The sequence below is a fragment of the Xanthobacter dioxanivorans genome, assembly GCF_016807805.1.
GTDB classification, from domain to species: domain Bacteria; phylum Pseudomonadota; class Alphaproteobacteria; order Rhizobiales; family Xanthobacteraceae; genus Xanthobacter; species Xanthobacter dioxanivorans.
This window is the reverse complement of record NZ_CP063362.1, coordinates 2,528,507-2,546,529: the sequence shown is the minus strand read 5'-3', so window position 1 is coordinate 2,546,529 and position 18,023 is coordinate 2,528,507. Positions and strand designations below refer to the sequence as shown.

18 protein-coding genes and 3 pseudogenes are annotated in these 18,023 nt (G+C 65.9%); 3 read left to right on the top strand and 18 right to left on the bottom strand.

Annotated elements, in window-relative coordinates:
• Positions 1-71 precede the first annotated feature (71 nt).
• The 10 genes and pseudogenes from EZH22_RS12005 to EZH22_RS11970 form a co-directional block, all read right to left on the bottom strand.
• Positions 72-773, bottom strand: coding sequence for a lytic transglycosylase domain-containing protein (locus EZH22_RS12005; protein WP_231711438.1), 702 nt, complete (start codon positions 771-773; stop codon positions 72-74).
• 118 nt (positions 774-891) lie between these two features.
• Positions 892-1,437, bottom strand: a complete 546-nt coding sequence (locus EZH22_RS12000; protein ID WP_203195833.1) for a S26 family signal peptidase — start codon at positions 1,435-1,437, stop codon at positions 892-894.
• Positions 1,434-1,964, bottom strand: coding sequence for a DUF2840 domain-containing protein (locus EZH22_RS11995; RefSeq protein ID WP_203195832.1), 531 nt, complete (start codon positions 1,962-1,964; stop codon positions 1,434-1,436). The genes EZH22_RS12000 and EZH22_RS11995 overlap by 4 nt, the downstream gene beginning before the upstream one ends.
• Positions 1,961-2,215, bottom strand: a complete 255-nt coding sequence (locus tag EZH22_RS11990) for a ribbon-helix-helix protein (protein WP_203195831.1) — start codon at positions 2,213-2,215, stop codon at positions 1,961-1,963. The genes EZH22_RS11995 and EZH22_RS11990 overlap by 4 nt, the downstream gene beginning before the upstream one ends.
• A complete protein-coding gene (gene parA / locus EZH22_RS11985; RefSeq protein WP_203195830.1) occupies positions 2,212-2,865 on the bottom strand; it encodes a ParA family partition ATPase in 654 nt (217 codons plus the stop codon). Before parA ends, EZH22_RS11990 begins: the two co-directional genes overlap by 4 nt.
• Positions 2,862-3,982 (bottom strand): annotated as a pseudogene (locus tag EZH22_RS11980) (replication initiator protein A). The gene parA and the pseudogene EZH22_RS11980 overlap by 4 nt, the downstream one beginning before the upstream one ends.
• Positions 3,983-3,996: 14 nt before the next feature.
• A pseudogene (locus EZH22_RS31750) lies at positions 3,997-4,274 on the bottom strand (helix-turn-helix transcriptional regulator).
• Between the two features lie 140 nt (positions 4,275-4,414).
• Complete coding sequence (locus EZH22_RS11975) at positions 4,415-4,882, bottom strand: DUF2285 domain-containing protein (protein ID WP_231711437.1); 468 nt, start codon at positions 4,880-4,882, stop codon at positions 4,415-4,417.
• Positions 4,833-5,183, bottom strand: a complete 351-nt coding sequence (locus EZH22_RS31745; RefSeq protein WP_231711436.1) for a transcriptional regulator domain-containing protein — start codon at positions 5,181-5,183, stop codon at positions 4,833-4,835. The genes EZH22_RS11975 and EZH22_RS31745 overlap by 50 nt, the downstream gene beginning before the upstream one ends.
• A 127-nt stretch (positions 5,184-5,310) precedes the next feature.
• Positions 5,311-5,571 (bottom strand): DUF2285 domain-containing protein, encoded by a 261-nt coding sequence (locus EZH22_RS11970; protein WP_203195828.1) that lies wholly within the window; start codon positions 5,569-5,571, stop codon positions 5,311-5,313.
• Positions 5,572-5,702: 131 nt separating this feature from the next.
• Between EZH22_RS11970 and EZH22_RS11965 the strand changes: the two genes are divergently transcribed.
• Complete coding sequence (locus EZH22_RS11965; RefSeq protein WP_203195827.1) at positions 5,703-5,951, top strand: helix-turn-helix domain-containing protein; 249 nt, start codon at positions 5,703-5,705, stop codon at positions 5,949-5,951.
• Positions 5,952-6,025: 74 nt separating this feature from the next.
• Here the strand turns inward: EZH22_RS11965 and EZH22_RS11960 are convergent, their stop codons facing one another.
• The 3 genes from EZH22_RS11960 to EZH22_RS11950 form a co-directional block, all read right to left on the bottom strand.
• A complete protein-coding gene (locus tag EZH22_RS11960; protein WP_203195826.1) occupies positions 6,026-6,352 on the bottom strand; it encodes a DUF736 domain-containing protein in 327 nt (108 codons plus the stop codon).
• Between the two features lie 617 nt (positions 6,353-6,969).
• Entirely contained in the window at positions 6,970-7,404 is a 435-nt protein-coding gene (locus EZH22_RS11955; RefSeq protein WP_203195825.1) for a hypothetical protein, read from the bottom strand.
• A 134-nt stretch (positions 7,405-7,538) separates the two neighbouring features.
• A complete protein-coding gene (locus EZH22_RS11950; protein ID WP_203195824.1) occupies positions 7,539-7,706 on the bottom strand; it encodes a hypothetical protein in 168 nt (55 codons plus the stop codon).
• Positions 7,707-8,014: 308 nt separating this feature from the next.
• On the opposite strand from EZH22_RS11950, the gene EZH22_RS11945 reads away from it, so the two are divergent.
• On the top strand, positions 8,015-8,383 hold the full coding sequence (locus EZH22_RS11945; RefSeq protein ID WP_203195823.1) for an MmcQ/YjbR family DNA-binding protein: 369 nt from the start codon (positions 8,015-8,017) through the stop codon (positions 8,381-8,383).
• A 63-nt stretch (positions 8,384-8,446) separates the two neighbouring features.
• On the opposite strand, the gene EZH22_RS11940 is transcribed toward EZH22_RS11945, so the two are convergent.
• The 4 genes from EZH22_RS11940 to EZH22_RS11925 form a co-directional block, all read right to left on the bottom strand.
• Positions 8,447-9,367, bottom strand: coding sequence for a DUF2493 domain-containing protein (locus tag EZH22_RS11940; protein ID WP_203195822.1), 921 nt, complete (start codon positions 9,365-9,367; stop codon positions 8,447-8,449).
• A gap of 315 nt (positions 9,368-9,682) precedes the next feature.
• A complete protein-coding gene (locus tag EZH22_RS11935) occupies positions 9,683-10,732 on the bottom strand; it encodes a DUF7146 domain-containing protein (RefSeq protein ID WP_408647695.1) in 1,050 nt (349 codons plus the stop codon).
• Between the two features lie 65 nt (positions 10,733-10,797).
• Complete coding sequence (locus EZH22_RS11930; RefSeq protein WP_203195821.1) at positions 10,798-12,867, bottom strand: ParB/RepB/Spo0J family partition protein; 2,070 nt, start codon at positions 12,865-12,867, stop codon at positions 10,798-10,800.
• A gap of 180 nt (positions 12,868-13,047) precedes the next feature.
• A complete protein-coding gene (locus EZH22_RS11925) occupies positions 13,048-14,244 on the bottom strand; it encodes a DUF932 domain-containing protein (RefSeq protein WP_203195820.1) in 1,197 nt (398 codons plus the stop codon).
• A 487-nt stretch (positions 14,245-14,731) separates the two neighbouring features.
• On the opposite strand from EZH22_RS11925, the gene EZH22_RS11920 reads away from it, so the two are divergent.
• On the top strand, positions 14,732-17,083 hold the full coding sequence (locus EZH22_RS11920) for a tetratricopeptide repeat protein (protein WP_203195819.1): 2,352 nt from the start codon (positions 14,732-14,734) through the stop codon (positions 17,081-17,083).
• A 141-nt stretch (positions 17,084-17,224) separates the two neighbouring features.
• On the opposite strand, the pseudogene EZH22_RS11915 reads toward EZH22_RS11920, so the two are convergent.
• A pseudogene (locus tag EZH22_RS11915) lies at positions 17,225-17,829 on the bottom strand (IS3 family transposase); the annotation flags it as partial.
• Positions 17,830-18,023 lie beyond the last annotated feature (194 nt).

The window sequence follows — 18,023 nt, the reverse complement described above, 5'->3', positions numbered from 1 at the left end:
CTGCGTCTCCTCTCCGGACCTGCGACCGACCACGAGAGAGCCCGACAGGATGCGAATGAGCCCAATCCCGGTCATGGCGCGCCTCCCGTGCCGCCGCGAGCAACGAACAGCCCATCAGACTGCGGAACGATGGCCGAGACATCGCGCACGTCAGGCACCGGTTGTGCACGATCGGGTGGCGCCGAATCTGCGGCCGTCACGCGGATCGGCGGCACGGCGAAGATCGAAGATCGGGCCCAGGACGGCATCTCGAGCGGCAGTAGAGCGGACAGCTTCCGCGCGTCACGCTCGGTTTCACGGTGCGCGATGTCTGGCGCCAGCTTGTCGGTATATGCGCGGGTCTTCGGAGGCAGCGGGTGCCCCTTCCGAGACGCCTCATCGCGGGCTGGCTCCGCATTGTAAGCGGCAAGGAAGCCGGGATTGCCGTTGCGATCGAACAGCTCTCGCAGATGGGCTGCGCCGGCCATGATGTTGTCGTGCGGGTCGAACGGGTCGTCACCGAGACCGTAATGGATGCGCAGCTCGGCCCAGGTCGCGGGCATGATCTGCATCGGTCCCATGGCACCTTTTGCCGACGTCGGGCGTGGGTCCCCATCGCGTTCCGCGCGCATCACGCTTCGGATCCAGGCCGCGGGAATGTCGAAACGCTCGGCAGCCTCCGCGATGAAATCCGCATAGCGATCCACCGGCGACGGCGCCTTCTGGAGCGCCTGAGCCTCCGCCAGGAGGGCGGCCGTCGGGCAGACCCATGTCATCCCGGAAAGGAGGAGCATGACGGCGGCACGGTACCGCGGGCACAGGCGCACGGGTCGGCGCATAACAGGCAAAGTCATTCTGGTCCGCGGCATGGCGGCCTCTCGAAGCGGATGAGGTTTGAAGGCTCGGTGAGGCTCAGCGCGTCGGCGCACGCCAGACGAAGTGACCGTCGCTGGCCTCGTCGGTGTAGAGCGGTGTTGCGCGGCCGATGACGGCGCTCGTCGGGATCGGTCCGAAATACCGGCCATCAAAGCTGTCCCGCACGTCGAAATTCATGAGGAAGAGCTCGCCCTCCGTGAGGCGATGGCAACCGCGCCAGACGGGCAGCAGGCGACCCATCCCGTCGCGATCGAGCGCATCACCGAAGAACACGCCATCTACCGTGATGTCGCGGCCGGTGCGGCAGACGTCCTGCCCCGGAAGCGCGGCGACACGCTTCATCAAGGGCACGCCGGAGCCCACATAGCCGCGCTCCACCATGAAGCGGGCGAGCGGTGCCGGCGGCGTGACGGCAAGCAGATCGGAGACCTCGAGTGCGCCCGTGGGCTCAACGGCATAGAGTCCGATGGGCGCGCTGGCGGAGACGTTCCAGACCAGCTTCAGCGGCGTCGGAACGAAGGACGCGGCCGCGACCCCCATCACCGAGAAATACGTCACCATGACATAGCCGAAGCGGGTCATTGTTCGCACTCCCGCCGCTTGAGCCAGGCCTGATGACGCTCCAGTGTGTAAAGACGTGGCATGTGGCCGACCGTGAGACGATTGTGCACGTGCCGCCAATGGTCCGGCGCGACGTCGGCGCCATGGATGTGGAGCGCTTCGACGGCATCGATGTGCTGGAGCACTTTCTCCACTTTCGGCCAGCCATCCGCACGCAACAGGATCTCCCCGCCGGGGCGCACGAAGGGCAGCGTCTGGAAGCCTTCACCCGGCGCGACGGCACGCACGATGTCGATGCGCGAGACCACGGTGCCGAAGTCGTTCGACGCCCAGCGCATGAAAGCGAAGATGCTGCCGGGCACAAAGGAGACGACGCGCCGGCTGCCGTCGATGGTCTGCGCATGAGCCGGCCGGCCAAATCGGATCCAGTTCTCGATGCGCTTCTCGATCCAAGTGAGCTCCACATGGGTGAGCGGGTCTGCGGTCGGCACAGCGGGTGAGGGGGCGACGGATTTGGGAACGGAGGATGGCACCGGCTGGGTCATCATGAGGCCTCTCCTGATGTCGGGGGAAACTCACGGGCGAGGAGCTCGCGGAGCATGTCCGCGACGGTCTGGCCGCGCCCGAAGGCGGCGATCTTGATGCGCCCGCGCAGGTCGGGCGTGATGTCGATGGTCAGCCGCGCGGTGAACCCGTCGGCACTGCCATTGCTGCTGGATCGCGCCTCCGCCGCCTTGATCCACTGCTCGGGATCGGCCGGACGGGCCGCGAAGCCCTTGCGGGTCGGGCGCTCGCTCATGGCGCGGGCTTTCCGCACGGGATGCTGGCGATCTCCGTGGCGAGCGCCGCCATCTCGCGTGCCGCAGGCCCGTCCGCGTCGAGCTCGCTGACGAGCTGACCGGATTGCGCCGAGGCGGCGAAGGCGACGCGCTGGCCGATGGTGCTCATGAGCACCGGAGGATCATGATCCGCCAGCGTTTCGGCGGTCTCTCGGGCGAGCACGGTGCGGGCGCCGCAGCGGTTCAGCACAAAGCGTGCGGCAAGCTCGGGCCGGTAGATACGCGCCTCCTTCAGGAGGGCCAGCATCTCGGCGGACGCCCACCCATCGAAGGGCGAAGGCTGCACGGGGATCAGCACCAGGTCGGCGGCGAGGAGCGCCGAGCGCATCAGGCCGGCGACGCGCGGCGGCCCATCGATCACCACGTGGTCGGCGTCGCGTGCGAGCTCGGGTGCTTCCCGATGCAGCGTGTCACGAGCGAGGCCGACGACGCCGAAGAGCCGTTTGCTACCCTCTCGGGCCCGCTGCTCAGACCAGTCGAGGGCCGAGCCTTGGGGGTCCGCGTCGACGAGCGTGACGCGCTTGCCGCGACTGGCCCATGCACCGGCGAGATGCAGCGCGAGCGTCGTCTTGCCGACGCCGCCCTTCTGATTGAGCAACGCGACGATCATCGGGAAGCTCCCGACGGACGGGAGGCAGCTGAGAGAGGCTTTCCGACCTGGACTGCGTCTTTACGGAAAGCCGGAAGCTGTCGATCCTTCGATGGCACCGGTGCGGAGCGGCTATGCACATCGGCTTCGCGCGCAGAAAAGTTAGAATCTACGTTAGACTCTAAGTTAAGGGCACGATTTTTGCTGTCGTCTCCAGGCTTTAGGCCCTGTTTCGGTTCCCGATAGCACGAGTGGTGGGTTCCTGATGGCACGTGCCCTGGGGTTCCCGATAGCACGAGCGGATTCACAGTCCGTCCACGGGCGGGCTCGAAGGCCAGCAGCGTGCGGGCGCGCCCGTCGAGCTCCAGGAACAAGGTGTAGCCGGGCAGCGGCTGGCGGCGGATGATGTCGCGCAGCTCGAAGGCGAAGCGCTTGAAGGGCGACAGGCTGCCGGATTTAAGATGCAGGTGGCGGAAGTCGAAGCGCCAGCCATCCCGTTGGTGGCCGCCATGCTTGCGCACCAGCCGGTAGAGCCAACGGTCGAGCCCACCCGTCAGCTCGAAATACGCCCGGTCGATGGTGAGGACGAGCGCGTCCTCCACGATGGCGCAATAGAACCAGTCGGGCACGATGAGCTCGATGCCGGCGGGCCTGCCATCGCGGTCCGTGCGCTCCTTCCATTCGTTGATCCAGGAGAAGCGGTGACGCCGGCCCTCCGCCCGTTGGCGGATGGAAGTGGACACGGTGGTGGATTGCAGGCGGTCGAGGGCGGCCTTCAGGCGCCGATAGTCCCCAGAGAAGTGCCCCGGCCCACGAACCTGAGAATCTCGTACGGCGTCGCCGCCATGAAGCGTGAGGTGCGCAGGCCGGCATCGCGGGCCTCCACGATCTGGCTGGCCGCCCAGATGAGGATGTCGGCATCCCAGATAGTGGCCATGCCGTGGTCGGGCACCGCCTCGACCCGGATGGCGATCTCGCCCGCGGCAAAATCGATGGGGGCGACCCGGTGGGTCTTTGCGAGGGAGAAGAAGGGATAGGCCATGAGATCCTGCGCATCGCGGGGCGCGAAGGCGCCGGGGAGTGCGCGGAAGAGCTCGAGCTGTCCGCCGGGCCGGGGGGAGCGCTGCCACGTCGCCATGACGAAGCGGCCGCTCAGCGCGCAAGGCTGCCTGGCAGGGCGCCAGGCAAGGCGTGACGCTTGGCCGGCAGGATGGAGCCACGCGGGTCGGAGGTGGAGGTGACGGCGCCACGAGCAACCCAGGCCTGCAGGTCCTCGACGGAATAGACGACGCGCCCGCCGAGCTTGCGATAAGCGGGACCGGTCCCGTAGGTGCGGTGCTTCTCGAGGGTCCGGGGGACAGGCTGAGGAAGACGGCGGCTTCCTTGGTGCGCAGATAGCGCGGTGGCAGCGGGGCAGCGTCGGGGCGCATGGATCGAACCTCCGTGAGCGATCTCGGGCCGCTGGTCATCAGCGGCGGATGGCGCTCACGGTGGCGAAGGGCGTCCGTCGTGGGGGATGGGGAAGTTGAGGAGGCCGAAAATCCCCACCCCTGCTGCCGTGGCGGCGCGGCTATGGTCGTCGGCGATGACGCAGGAGCTTGAGATATCCGCCGCCGATCAGAGCGAGCCCGCCCTTGACGAGGCCGATGACCCGATCGCGCAGCGACGAGGTCTTCCAGGGTTCGGCCATGACGCGCCTCTCGCCATAGAGGGCCATGGCAACGTCGCGATAGCTGGCGTCGTTGGTCCTTCCATCGGCCGCCAGCATCATGGCGCGCAGGCGGAGCCTTTGCTGCGCGGTGATCCGGGTATCGGAGGGCACGGGGCGCTCTTCGACGCGGCGCCAGAAGCGGGCAAAGGCTTCCACGCGGCCTGTCGTGTCCGCATCAAGCGGAATCACTGCTGCCAATGGTGCACCAGCATGGGCCCCTGGCAGGAACAGCAATTGGCTGGCGTGATCGGCGGGGTGAAGGATCGCGTGTCGCCCTTCAGCGCTGGCGCGTAACGCCATACGACCGTCGAAGGATGGAGAAGACATACCGGAAAGGAATTCCGGCCGTTGGACGAAGAGCAGGACGGCCGGGTCGACGATTGGTGACCACAGGACGTCCTGCTCCATGGCGGACAGCGCGGGCCGGGCGGCGAAATCGCAGCCCCAACCGCTGCTCCACCTCCCGGGGGAGCGGTTCGGCGTCAGTGCCGGCCTTCACGAGGGACTGGTAGTGCTCCTGGTAGGACGTATCCCGGCGCAGGCATTCCCAGGCGAGCCCCTCAACGGACAGCTCGTCGAAATACGCGTAGCTGGCGGGCTCTCGCCAGCGCGAAGTATCGGGCCTCATCGCTCATCTCCGAATCAGAGAGTGTGCGTCGCAGGCGGGGACAATCAGGGATTGAAGGCAGTTCGGGAAGTCGGCTAAGGGGCATCACGTGATGCGCTGGCGGCATCACCTCGAGCGAGCCGAAGCGTCAGATTGGGCGCTCCAGAAGATCCTTGTAGCCGCTGGAAGCGACCCACCGCGCCCGCTCCAGATGGCTGTCATGGACATGACGGGCCCGTTCGGGCTCCCCGACAGGATCGATGCCGAACAGCACTGAGACGGCCTCCTGCCAGTCGGCGCCATCGGCCGAAGCATCGAGGAGGCGCGCATAGAGCTTGATGTGCGCCCGGTCATAGTCCGTCAGCGCGGGACCGGTCGGTGCGGTGTCCTCGAACGTCTCGGTCACCATGTTTGTCCGCGATCCTTTCCAACACCGGGCTTTCGCCTGAACCCTACACGCCTTTCGACGTGCCGGCTGCCGCCTCGAATGTAGAGAATACTCCGTGGTGAAATACTCAACAAGGCGGTGCTCTCTCGATCATGGAGATCCGAGAGGTGTTCGCCCGGAATTTGAAGGCTGCGAGGCTCGCCAAAGGCTTGTCGCAGGAAGAGCTCGCCCATAGAGCCGGGATCGACCGCACCTACATCAGTTCATTGGAACGATGCGTCTACAACGCCAGTATCGACGTCGTGGATCGATTGGCGTCCGCCCTTGAGCTTGATGCCGCCGAATTGCTGAAACGGCCCGCAGCGGATGTTCCAATCGAGCCGGGAACTCTGATCCAGTGAGACCTGGGGCAAGGCTGCGATCTGCTCGATCGATGTGAAAGCCCCGGCCGTTGGGCCGGGGCCTTGGGCGAGGCTCACTCGCCGCGGCGCCCGCTGGGGCGGGACCAGATGAGCGAGAAGGTGTCGCCGTCCTCGTCGTCGAAGAGGTTGGCGTAGATCGGGGCGGTGAAGCTCGGATCGTCGAGCTTGAGGCCCAGATAGTCTCGGCCCTCGTTGGAGCGCTTGGACCAGGCGGCGCCGATCTCGGCACGGCCCACCAGGACCCGATGGCTGGGGGCGTTCTCGCCGCTGGCGCGCTGGTCGGGGACGATGCGCACGCCCTTGGCCTGGACACTGAGGGTGACGATCTCGCCGGTGAACTCGTTGGTGCCGGTCTTCTTGAAGGTGCCGATGGTCGCCATTTGAAGTCTCCTGGATTTCTGTCTCGAGCCCGCACCATCGCGGCCTCGATGGGGATCGAGAGGCCACAGGCGATCGACGCCGCACCCCGCCCGGACCCAACGGGGCGCAGGGGCCGAAGCGCAGCGGAGGATGGCAGCTAGGCGACTTTCTTGATCCGCGAGGAATGGGCGATCCGGGCCCCCTTGGGGTGGTCGCACAGGGGAAGAAAGTCGATCGGCGCCATTGCGGCAGAGGCGATCGAGGCGCAGCCGTCCTGCGGCCAGATCCGCCTATTGAAGAGGCCGCTTCGGTGCGCTCGGACCGACAGAGATCGACGTAAGAGACGGTGGCGAGGCTCGTGCACACCCCTAGGACCGGCACGTGTTCGCTGGATCGAGAGGCTCCCCCAGGTCGGGGCGCAACGCGTATCCTCCGGTTCCTCCCAGCTGAGAAGTCGCTCCCTCCCGAGTCCCTTGGACGATCGAATGGCGCCGCCTTCGCGGCACGCATCGATGGTTCGACGACCACGCTGATGAGGTTTCGTCCGGAGATCAACGTCTCGGCGTTCCCAGACACGATGGCGACGATGGACGCACCAAACGTTACCCTGCATCGTCCGTACGGCTTGAGAGAGCGGTCAGAGCCCTACAGGTCCCCGCCCGGACGGTTCGGGCAGAGTCGCGAGCCGCACGAACGTCACGATTCCGACGGCAATCGCGCCTGCCCCCGAGAAGATGAGCTGCCAAGTCTGTGAGGGCAGGACGTGCTTCACGATGCCATAGGTCGCGGCATAGCCGGCCACGACCGCCGGGGCGACGAAGGCGAACGCGACGAGGAGCTTCAGCCAGAGCGGTCGCGCGACGATGAGCAGGAATTGGCCGATGGCAAATATGGCTCCGGCGGCGATGAGGCCGACGACGATGGCACCGATCCAGCCTGCACCGGTGCCATAGGCCCAACTGACGGCAGTTAGCCCCAAAAGGAACGGCAAGGCGAACACCGCGAGCGTAAACAGCAACCAGCAGAAGATGCCGATGGCGGCGAGACATCCGAGGATGGAAAAGATGATCATGGTGGTGGTCTCCGCGCAAAGAAGCTGAGGGGCGCGCCTCCACCACCACCGCGGCGCGACAAGAATCATAGCCGAGCTACACCACTCCGGAAGCGGAAATCATCGCGATCTCCGCTCACCGAAGCCAGCGCCGGTCAGGCGGCAAAAGGATCGATCTCGCACAAGATCGCGGCAGCATCGCCGTCGAACTCATGGGCGGGCGTGACCGAGAGGCTGCCGTCGCCCGCTTGGAAGATGACGATGGCGACCATCAAGGTGGTGGCGAGGCTGAAAGCGAAGGCGTGAGCGTCGTTGAGGGACATGGGTCCGGCTCCTGTTCGAAGCGGAGGGCCATCCCCCGCTGACAGGCGCCCGACGGGTCGGGCCGGAAGCCGCAATCACCGCGACGGCCTCGCCCGGAGCGGCGGCACGCAACGCGTCGCCGACCCTTCACGGGTTGATGGCCAGGCGATCGGGCGGACCAAGGATCAGCGCACGAAAGGCAGGGGATGGCCCTGCGGGCACAGGAAGACGCATCCGGACGACGCTCCTGCCGCCCTGGGCTATGCTCGCTGCACGTTCGATGACCAATGCCAGGCAGAGCGACAACACACGCAGGGCGACCACGCGCATGACCTATGAGGAGTTCAACGCTTTCTGCGCATCGCTACCGGCCGCGACCCACGTGATGCAATGGGGCGGATCGCACGTCTGGAAGGTCGGTGGCAAGGTGTTTGCGATCGGCGGCTGGCAGGAGGATGTCGAGGCCCGCTTCACGTTCAAGGTCAGCGACCTGTCCTATGAGGTGCTGCAAGAGCAGCCGGGCCTGCGCCCGGCCCCCTATCTCGCCTCGCGCGGCCTGAAATGGATCCAGCACTACGCGGAACCCGGCCTGTCGGACGCCGAGCTGCGCGACTATATCCGGCAGTCCCATCGGATCGTGTCCCAAGGTCTGTCGAAGAAGATGCGCGCCGCCTTGGGACTTCCCGTGGCGGAATAGCGATCGAGCAAGCACGGCGAAACAACACGCGCGCGCTGTCGAACAATCGAAGACCGGTGGCGCTCACGCGCCACCGAACCTTGAGACCGGAATGCCGAGCTTCTTCGCCTTGTCGGCGAGGTTCTGCTGGATGCCGGTGCCGGGGAAGATCATGACGCCGATGGGCAGCACCTCCAGCATCTGGTCGTTGCGCTTGAAGGGGGCGGCGCGGCCGTGCCGCGTCCAATCGGGGGCAAATCCGATCTGCGGCACTTTGCGATGATCCGCCCAGCGCGATGCGATCTTCTCGGCGCCCTTGGGTGACTTGCCGTGCATCAGCACCATGTCCGGATGCTTGGCGTGTACCTTGTCCAGTGCATCCCAGATGAGCCGGTGGTCGTTGAAATCGAGCCCGCCGGTGAAGGCCACCTTCGGCCCGAGCGGCAGGAGCACCTCCCGCTCGGCACGCTTCTTCGCCATCAGGAAATCGCGGCTGTCGATCACCGCCGCGGTCAGGGCCTTGTGGTTGACCATGGAACCCGCGCGTGGACGCCAGGGTGTTCCCGTGTGCCGCTCGTAGTGGTCGGCCGCTTCGTCGCGCATCAGCTCAAGGGCATCGCGGCGCTCGATGAGCGTCTGTCCCTTGGCGATGAGGCGCTCCAGCTCGACGGACTTCACCTCGCTGCCATCCTGCTCCTGCTGGGACCGGCGTTGCGCCTGCTCGTTGTCGTCGAGGTGGTGCTCGATCCGGCTGGTGGCGCGGTGGAAGAGATGCACAGTCGACCAGAGCAGATCACCGAGGTCGGGCTCGAGGCGGGTGTCGCCGAGGGTGGCGATGAGAGCGTCGAAGATATCGACGACGGCGCCGGCGAGATGAAGGCCTTCGGGCAGCGGCCGGTGATCGGGCTCGTCCTGACTGAGCGAGTAGCCATGGAGCTGAAGCTCCCTGAGGACATGATCGGTCGGGGAAGAGGCGTGGTGGGGTTCGTCGTCATTCTCGCTCATGGGATGCTTCCTCGCTTGGACCGCGACCGTCGCGGCCTTCATGGCGGCGGCAGCCCATGAGCGGGACGGGCCTGCACCTAAGGCGCAGCCGAGGGCCGAAGCGTCAGCGCAGGATGGCGAAGGCCGGCGATTTTGCTTCGCGATGGAACGCGCCTCCCAGCGCGCTCGCGCGAAGGGAGGCGCGCCGGAAAATCGTCGGCCTTGCCATTGCCGGGCCGGCCCGCTTGTGGGCCCGATCGCCCTCTGGAAGGCCGAGGCGCGGTCCTTCACGGCGGAACGTATCCGAGCGACACGACGCGATCTGCTCCGTCTCGGCTATGCCGCCAATGCCAGAAAGCGATCCACGTCCTGGGGCGCGAGCTGGATCCTTACCTGTACGTGAAGCGCATCGATGCCGAAAGCGCGGAGATCCTCGTTGAAGTCGCCGAGCTGGGGCGACAGCACGATCGCCTCGATGCCCAACCCATTGGCCCGATCGATTAGGCTGTCCCGCGCGGCGTCTCCCGCCCGATCGTTGTCGCGTGCAATATAGAGGCGCCGGAGCGTGTCTGGGAAAAAGAGCGCGGAGAGATGTGATGCCGAAAGCGCGGCTACCATCGGCATCCCAGGCAGGACACAGCGAAGCGAAAGCACGGTCTCGATGCCTTCGCCGACCGCCATGACGTCGTCCGGAGTGCCAAAGCGAACCGCGTTGCCGAGGAGATGCCCCATGGCCCGCCGGGGGGTGTCGATGGGCGCCTTGCCGAGGTGGATGGTGTGGAAGCCTTGCGGGTCGAGCCAGGTGCGGTGGGCGCCGGTGATCTTCCCGCCAAGATCGGTGACGGCGGCGACCATGGCGGCCCACGCCTCGGTGGGCGCACCCGCGTCGGGCCGGTAGTAGCAGCGCGGATGAAAGCGCAGGCTCCCGGTTTCGTGCAGAGCCGTGATGCCGCGGTTCCGCAGATACGTTTCTGCGAGCGTGCCCGAAATCGGCTGCGCCATGGCGATCAGCCACCGTGCCCTTTCTGCCGTGCCCGCTGGTGAAGAAGGGGCGGCTCGGTCGGATGGCTTTGGCTCAGATCGAGGGAGAGCAAGGAAGGCTCGCGCCTCTTCTGCGACGTCGGCGAAGTCGACGAGGCCCAGCGCTTCGCGGATCACATCAAGCAGATCGCCGTGCTCGCCCGTGGCAGCGTCCGTCCATTTGCCCGCCGGGCCCTTGTTGGAGCCCCTGAGCCGGACGAACATGGAGCGCCCGGGCGAATTGCGGACATCGCCGACCTGCCAATAGTGGCCTTGTCGGCGCCCGTTCGAAAGATAATGGCGGCAGACCGCCTCGGCGCGCTCGGCGAGGCGCCGTGCCAGATCATGTGCGCGATCCGCCATCATGATCTCCTTCAAAGGAAAAGGCCCGCCGTCGCCGGCGGGCCAGTCGTGCAGGGGGAGGCTGCTTGTTATTCGGCCGCGATCGCAGGGGGAGCGTCGTCAGCCCCCTCATTCTGTGACGAGGGCGCCTCATCGGCCATGGCCGTTTCGCCGCCGTCTGCCGTCGTTTCATCGCCAGCAGCGGCGCTCGCCGGCGCATGGCCCGGAGTGCGCAACGGCTCGGGCAGCCAGCCGGTGTCCGCGAGCAGGGTCTCGGCGTCCTTCGCCATGTCGCCCTTCTTGAGGTGGGCGATCCGCTCGGCGGGGCGCGCACCCTTCGCTTCCGTGACCGCCTGCAGGATGCGGGCCTTGGTCACGCGGCCGAGGAACGTGTCCACGGTTGGCCGCCACCCGGCGGCCACCATGTCGAGGCCCACTGCCTCGGCCAGCCGGTCCGCGTGGGCGAGCGTCCTCGGCTTGCGGTTCCAGGCTTCGTGGACCGCGTTGACCGAGAGGCTGACCACATGGGCGAACAGGGACGCCTGACGGTGCCCGTCCCAATTCTGGAGCGCGCCCCAGAGATCGGCTGACTCCTTGGGCAACGCTTTCGCCCAGGCATCATGGCGCGCGCGGATCGCCTCGGCGGCCGCACTGTCGTTCAACCCTGGGGCCTGCGCGCTGAAGCCGACGCTCTTGAGCTCCAGCTCCAGGCAGCTGTCCGTGCCATAGTGGTAGAAGGCATTCAGGGTGAGGGCATGGAGCGCCGCGAAGAAGGCGACGTCCGGCTGCTCGCCGAGCGCCTGGCGCAGGCCCAGGGTCCGATGGGCCGTCAGCTCCGTCATCAGCCGGTCGGAGATGGGCGACAGGCCCTCGTCCTCCTCTGGCTCTGGAGCTTCGGCATCGGCGCAGGCGGGCGGGTCACCGTCATTGACCGGTGCACCGGCCTCGCAGGTCTCCCCATTCTCGACTTCTGCTTCGACCGGCGCCTCGTCCTCGGGACGAACGTAGCCGCGCTCAACGCGCAGACGGCCGTCATGGGCGATGCTGACGAACGCGCCGGCCCGCGCGACATCGGCAGGTTCGAACGCGAACGGCCGCTCATCCAGATCCTCCATGGCTGTCTCCAGCGCGCCAAGGCGCTCGTCCACCTCGTCCGGCAGTTCGTCGGCGTCCTGGTGTTCATCGGAGAGGCGGTCATATTCCGCCTGCAAGGTGTCGCGCTCCCCCTGCTCCTCGGCCGTCAACGGAACCGCCTCGCCGCGCAGCTGGCGCTGGCCGAAGGTGTGGCCATAGGCGAAGTCCGGCGCCACCTCGACCCACTTCCAGCCTTCCGCCGCGATGGCGTCGGATTCGGCCTTGAGCTTGTCGACCACCATCCGGTCGACGAGCGCGGCGTCCTGCAGCCAGCCGCCATCGTCGCCCTGGAACAGGTCGCGCAAGACCGTGCCGCCGGCCTCCACATAAGCGTCGAGGCCGATGAACCGGGCCCGCTTGTCGGAGGCACGAACCGTGCTCTCCGTCAGCATCCGCCGGATGACATGGGGCTGCTTGTCGTAAGACTGCTGCAGGCGCTCGAACACCTGCTCCTGGCGCTCATGGTCGCCCGACACCGTGAAGGCCATGAGCTGGTCCAGGGTCATGCCGTCTTCGGCATAGATGTCGAGGAGCCTGGGCGAGACCGAGGCGAGCTTCAGCCGCTGCCTGACCACCTGGACGGGGACGAAGAAGGTTGCGGCGATCTCCTCCTCGGACTGGCCCTTCTCCCGCAGGGCGAGGAAGGCGCGGAACTGATCGAGCGGGTGCAGCGGTGCGCGCTGGACGTTCTCGGCGAGTGAGTCCTCCTCGGCGAGGCCACCCTCGCGCACGACGCAAGGCACCAGCGTGGTCCTGGCGAGGCGCTTGCGCTTCACCAGCAGCTCCAGCGCGCGGTAGCGCCGCCCGCCGGCAGGGATCTCGTACATGCCGGTCTCGACGCCGTCCGCGTCGAGGACGGGCCGGACACTCAAGCCCTGAAGGAGGCCGCGCCGGGCGATGTCCTCGGCGAGTTCCTCGATGGAGACGCCGGCCTTCACGCGCCGGACGTTGGCCTGGCTCAACAGGAGCTTATTGAAGGGAATATCGCGCGAGGGCGACAGGGTGATCTTCTTCGCGACAGCCATGGGATCGATCTCCACGACGGGCAGCCGGAACTCTCTTTCCGCCTCCAAACCCGTCACGTCACAAAGCGCCGCCCTCTTCCTCTGAGGGCGGCGCCGCAAAACCGACGATCCGGAAAGCCGGGAGAGCGGGACAGCGCAAAGCCGGAGACACGGAACAGCGTATCTCCGGCTTTGCGGAGATCAGGCGGCCCGGTCCAGAAGCTTCTTGGCCCGCGCCTCCAGATCGAGACGGGCATCCTGGTGGGGCTTGTCGCGCGCGACGGCGGTGATGCCCTGGACGAAGTCGAACACGTTCTCGGGCGGTCGGCCCTCTTCGGCGAGCACGGCCTCGATGATCTTCGCCGTCTCCGCTTTGGAGAAGCCGCGCTTGCGCAGGAAGTCGCTGCGGTCCTCGTCCGAGCGCGCCACGATCTTCTCCCGCGCCGCCTTGATGCCGTTGACGAAGGGGAGAGCGGAGGAGTTGGCGAAACGCTCGAGGGCGGGCGCCGCCTCATGGGCGAAGCGGGATGCGGCGTACTTGGAGTGGCGGATGGTGATCTCCTCGAAATCCTCCACGCCCCACAGATTGCGGTTCTGGCACACGGCCCGCAGATAAAAGCTGGCAATGCCGAGCGTCTTCGCCCCCACCTCGGAATTCCAGCAGTAGAAGCCACGGAAGAAGAGGTCGGGCGAGCCGTCCGGCAATCGACCCGCCTCGATGGGATTGAGGTCGTCCACCAGGAACAGGAAGACGTCCCGATCCGAGGCGTAAAGGGTCGTCGTGTCCTTGGTGATGTCGACCCGCGGACTGTAGATGCCGGTGGACCAGTCGAGGACGCCCGGCACCTTCCAGCGGGTGTCCCCCGTGCCATTGCCGGCAATGCGTTGCACGGCGGCGACCAGCTCATGGTCGTAGATCCGGCCGTATTCGGGACCGGTGACGGCACGCAGCTCGACCCGCCCGTCCTCGATCTCGAGCGTCTTGACTTGCTCCGCCCGATGAGAGGTGAGGCCATATTGCAGGTTGATGCCAGCCAGCGGCGCGGGAAGCTGGCGCAGATAGGCTGCCGGCGCCCCGACCAGGCTCGCGAGCTGGCCAAAGCTCCAATGGGTGGGCGCGACAGGCCCGTCCGATCCGGGAAGCATCAGCGCCAAGCGCTCGGCATCGTCGCGGCTCGCCTCGACCCGGATTGCCGCGCTCTCCACCGTCCGGGTCCGGCTACGCTCGGCGCGACCGCGCACGGCCGCATGGAGGTCCGACAAGGACAAATATCGCTCGTCATCCGGCCGGGAGAACCACTCTGAGGACACGCGGCCGATCCGCTCGCCACGGCTCACATCCACCTTGTAGGCGCCAGCACCAGCGGGCACCGCATCCAGAGTCACCACCTGGGTCATGGGAACCAACCTCCATGACGGGCGCCGGAAGACTTTCCTCCCTGCCCTCAACCCGTCATGACAATTCGAACCCAACTCTCACTCTTGAAAGCGGGCGCCGCGCCAACGTCAGACGAAGGGCACTGATTGAGGCAGGCGTCCACGTTCGGAGAAACCTAACTGGGCTGGAAGCGCCAACTACAGACATTGACGTTTTTTTCAGGAAGCTGACGTTCGCCTGCTCGCAGTGCGAGCTTTGGATGTCGAGCTATTCTCGGCTTCGCTGGGTCAGCTGCCTCAAAGCCGCTGTTTGGCTTTCGCGCCGATCTCGTCCATCAGAGCATGGTCTTGCAAGTGATGCTGCCACTCACCAAATTAGGGCTAAACTTGCTACTTACCAACGTACGGCCTTATGGCAGACACTGACGAGCCGGAGCCTGAACCCATCGTCTTGCGCCTCGCCATTCGGGACGTCTCCGCGGACGGGGCGCCATCGCTCATAAGAGTGGTGACGATCGACAGTGGCACCGGGATCACTTTGGAGATGTCTCCCTCGGACCCGCGGGGCGAGGTGATCGAACGGTGCGCCCAGGAGGTGGCGTCCACCGCGGCGGCTGACGTGGACCTACCCCTGCCGCAACGTTTCGAGGCCTTCGTCTCAAGATTGTCGACCGCGCTTGCGGCCACGGGGTTGAACGTCGACCGCTTGCCCGACGCGGACTTCGCAATGCGATTCGAGCTCGACTTCGAAACGGGCCTGATCGTGGGACGGCACGAGACCTTAAGCCCGTTCGCTGTCGCGGACGAAGGCGTTCCTGGCAGATTGATGTCCGCGGTGAGGGACGCCTTCTCGAAGGACCGAGGGCTTGCAGCGTCCATCACGGAGAAGACGGAGCGAGGCGACCATGGCGGAGCAGCTGCAACCGCCCTTAGCGAGGAAGCGCGGGCTGCGGCAGTCCTGAGTCGTTCACCCCACCTCCTAGATGCCATGCTGCGGATCGACCGCGAGGCGCTCGCGGACAACGTCCGGAACGAACTGCTGCTCCGCATGGCCCTTTTGGCGGGATTGCAGGGCCGTCATTTGGATGCGGGTAATGCAGCTGAGGAATTGCTTGCAAGAGATGGAGACCTCGACGAACAAGTCCGTTTCGGTCTCCAGAACCTGAGCGCGATCGCGGCCTTGCATCGTGGCGAGAAGGAATTCGCCCTGTCGACTTGGCGTGCCCTGCTTCGAAGCGGCGACCGCATCGACGCGGGCGAGCGGGCCTGGGTGTGGCGGAACTTGAGCATGGCCCTCGATCCCGGCGGCGCGGAAGCCCTGCAGGCCGCGGAGTGTTCCGTCGATGCCTTCCTCGAAGCGGGAAACAACCGCCAGGCTGCCATCAGCCTGAAGCAGCTTTCGCGGCTGCAGGAGGATGTGGAACCGGGCTCAGCGATCGCGCAACACGAGAGGATGCTCGCTTTGCTGGATCGCAAGGGCATTTTGAACGGCGAGATGCGGGCCGACATCCTTCACCGGAAGGCGCGCAAGCTGCTCGACCTAAGAGACCTCGACGAGGCGCATTCTTCGGCCATGAAGGCCGTGGCGCTGAGGCGTGGGTTGGTGGGCGCGGAGGAGCAGTTGATCGCGTCCCTCCATCTCGCCGTTATCACAGCCGAGCAGATGGGAGATTGTGACGCTGCCGAACGGTTGCGCGCCGAAGCGCGCACTTTGGAAAAGGAAAGTGGATCGGTCCACTTCGCGTTCGCCCGCAGGGTCGCGGCGCTCATGGACGCATTCGATGCGACTGAGGCGTCGGCCCTCGTGAAAGAAGCTGAGGAGAACGGCGATCCCGATCTGATCGCTGGCGCCGGCACTGCCGCGATCATCAAGGATCCCGGACCTTCGCCTTTGCAGAAGCTCGGCAGACTAGAAGCGCTATTGCGGAAGCTAGAGAGGCTTGGCGCGCGCAAAGGCACGATGCACCCGGTCAAACTGGCCATCGCCCAGATCCTGCGGGACGAGGGCGAGTACCAGCGGTCGGCCGCGTGGTACCGGACGATTATCGCGGACGCTCCGCTCGACGTCGTAGCGCACCAGAGTCTCGTCGACGTGCTCTGGAAGGCTGAGGACTGGGGTGCAGCTGCCATCGCACTCCGGGGGCAGTTGGACCGCTTCGGCGAAGCGCCGAACCGCCTCTTCGCCTACGGCCGCTCACTGTTCGAAGCCGGCGACATGAGTGGGGCTGTCTTGGCCTTGAGCAAGGCCTGCACGTTGCTAGACGAGACGTCCGAGCTCCGCGCGACGGCGATGGAGTTGCGCGAGCGCGCTTTCGCGCTCGGGGCCACTATTCTTCCGGAGGTGCCTCAGATTAGCCCGGCCATTCCGGTGACGCTCGCCGAGGTGGATCGAGCGCTGCAATCGTTCGCTCACTTTATCTCCTCCGCAAAGCGCATGGAGTTCTGGCAGCGTCCGAAGGGCACGAAGAACCACAAGTGGATCAATCGGCCAGAAGCGCGTGGCCAGACGCTGCTCCACACCTTCGTCCAGGCGGTCTTCGGAGAGCGGGTCGAGGTATTCGAGGAACTCGCGACGGGCGCTGGCCGCTTGGATCTGCTCCTTCGGTTTGCGGGCGGCCTGTCGGTGATCATCGAGCTGAAGATGTGCGGAGCGCCTTACACGACGGCGTATGCTATCAGCGGCGAGGATCAGATCCACCACTACATGGAGAACCGGAGAGTGTACGTCGGCTTCTTAGTCGTGTTCGATGGTCGAGCCCGGGACGCAGGAAATCCGCTCTTGACCGCATCGGAAAAGCTGAAGGGGTCCGTGACGGAGATCCTCATTGACGTCCGGCCGACGGTCGGGGGCTTTGCGTGACGGGGCGCGCTGCCTCCTGAAGCTGCATCGTGCATGACGTTGCCCCCAAGTTTTATCCAGCCGTGAGTTTGTCCTGACGGTTGTGTTGAAGCGCTCCCCAATTCTAGGCCAACCGGAACTGGAAAATTCCGGGGTTAGGGCTCATGCCGGCGAGGATGCCGGAGAGACATTCATGAGCGCGATGGGCGGCTTGTTGCCGATCGCGCTGTGCGGGCGAACCTCGTTGTAGTCCCTACGCCAAGCCTCCATTTTCACCCTCGCGTCGTCAAGGCTCATGAACCAGTGGGCGTTCAAACATTCGGCCCGGAACTTGCCGTTGAACGACTCGATGAAGCCGTTGTCGGTCGGCCTGCCAGGCCGGGAGAAGTCGAGCACGACACCCCTCTGGTAGGCCCACAGGTCGAGGTCCCGGGACACGAACTCGGAGCCTTGGTCGACCCGAATGCTCTGCGGATAGCGGTGCTCCGGCAGATCCGCTCGAGTGTCGCCACCACGTCCTCGCCCCGGTAGCTGAACCGGGGATCGACCGCCGGCGAGAACCGCGTGAAGGTGTCGACGATGGTCAGGACCCGGATCTTCCGGCCCGTGGCGAGCTGGTCGTGGACGAAGTCCATCGCCCAGGTCTCATTGCCGCGCGTCGCCGGACGACGGTCGTCGCGCAGCTTCGCCTTCACCCCTCGCTTCGGCACCTTGTTCCGCAACTGAAGGCCCAAGTCCCTGTAAAGGCGATAGATCCGCTTCGGATTGGCCGGCCGGCGGTCTCGGCCTCGATCCGCCATCGCGTCAGCAACTGGTCCAGTGCCACAGGATCGAGATCCAGCTTCTTCTGAGGCCGGAGCGCGATGCCTGGCAATGTGCCGGCGACCAGCCAGCTGACGTTACTCAATTCAATCACCGCGACCAATGCAGACTCTTGGTCAAAGGCCACAAGGGAACGGCT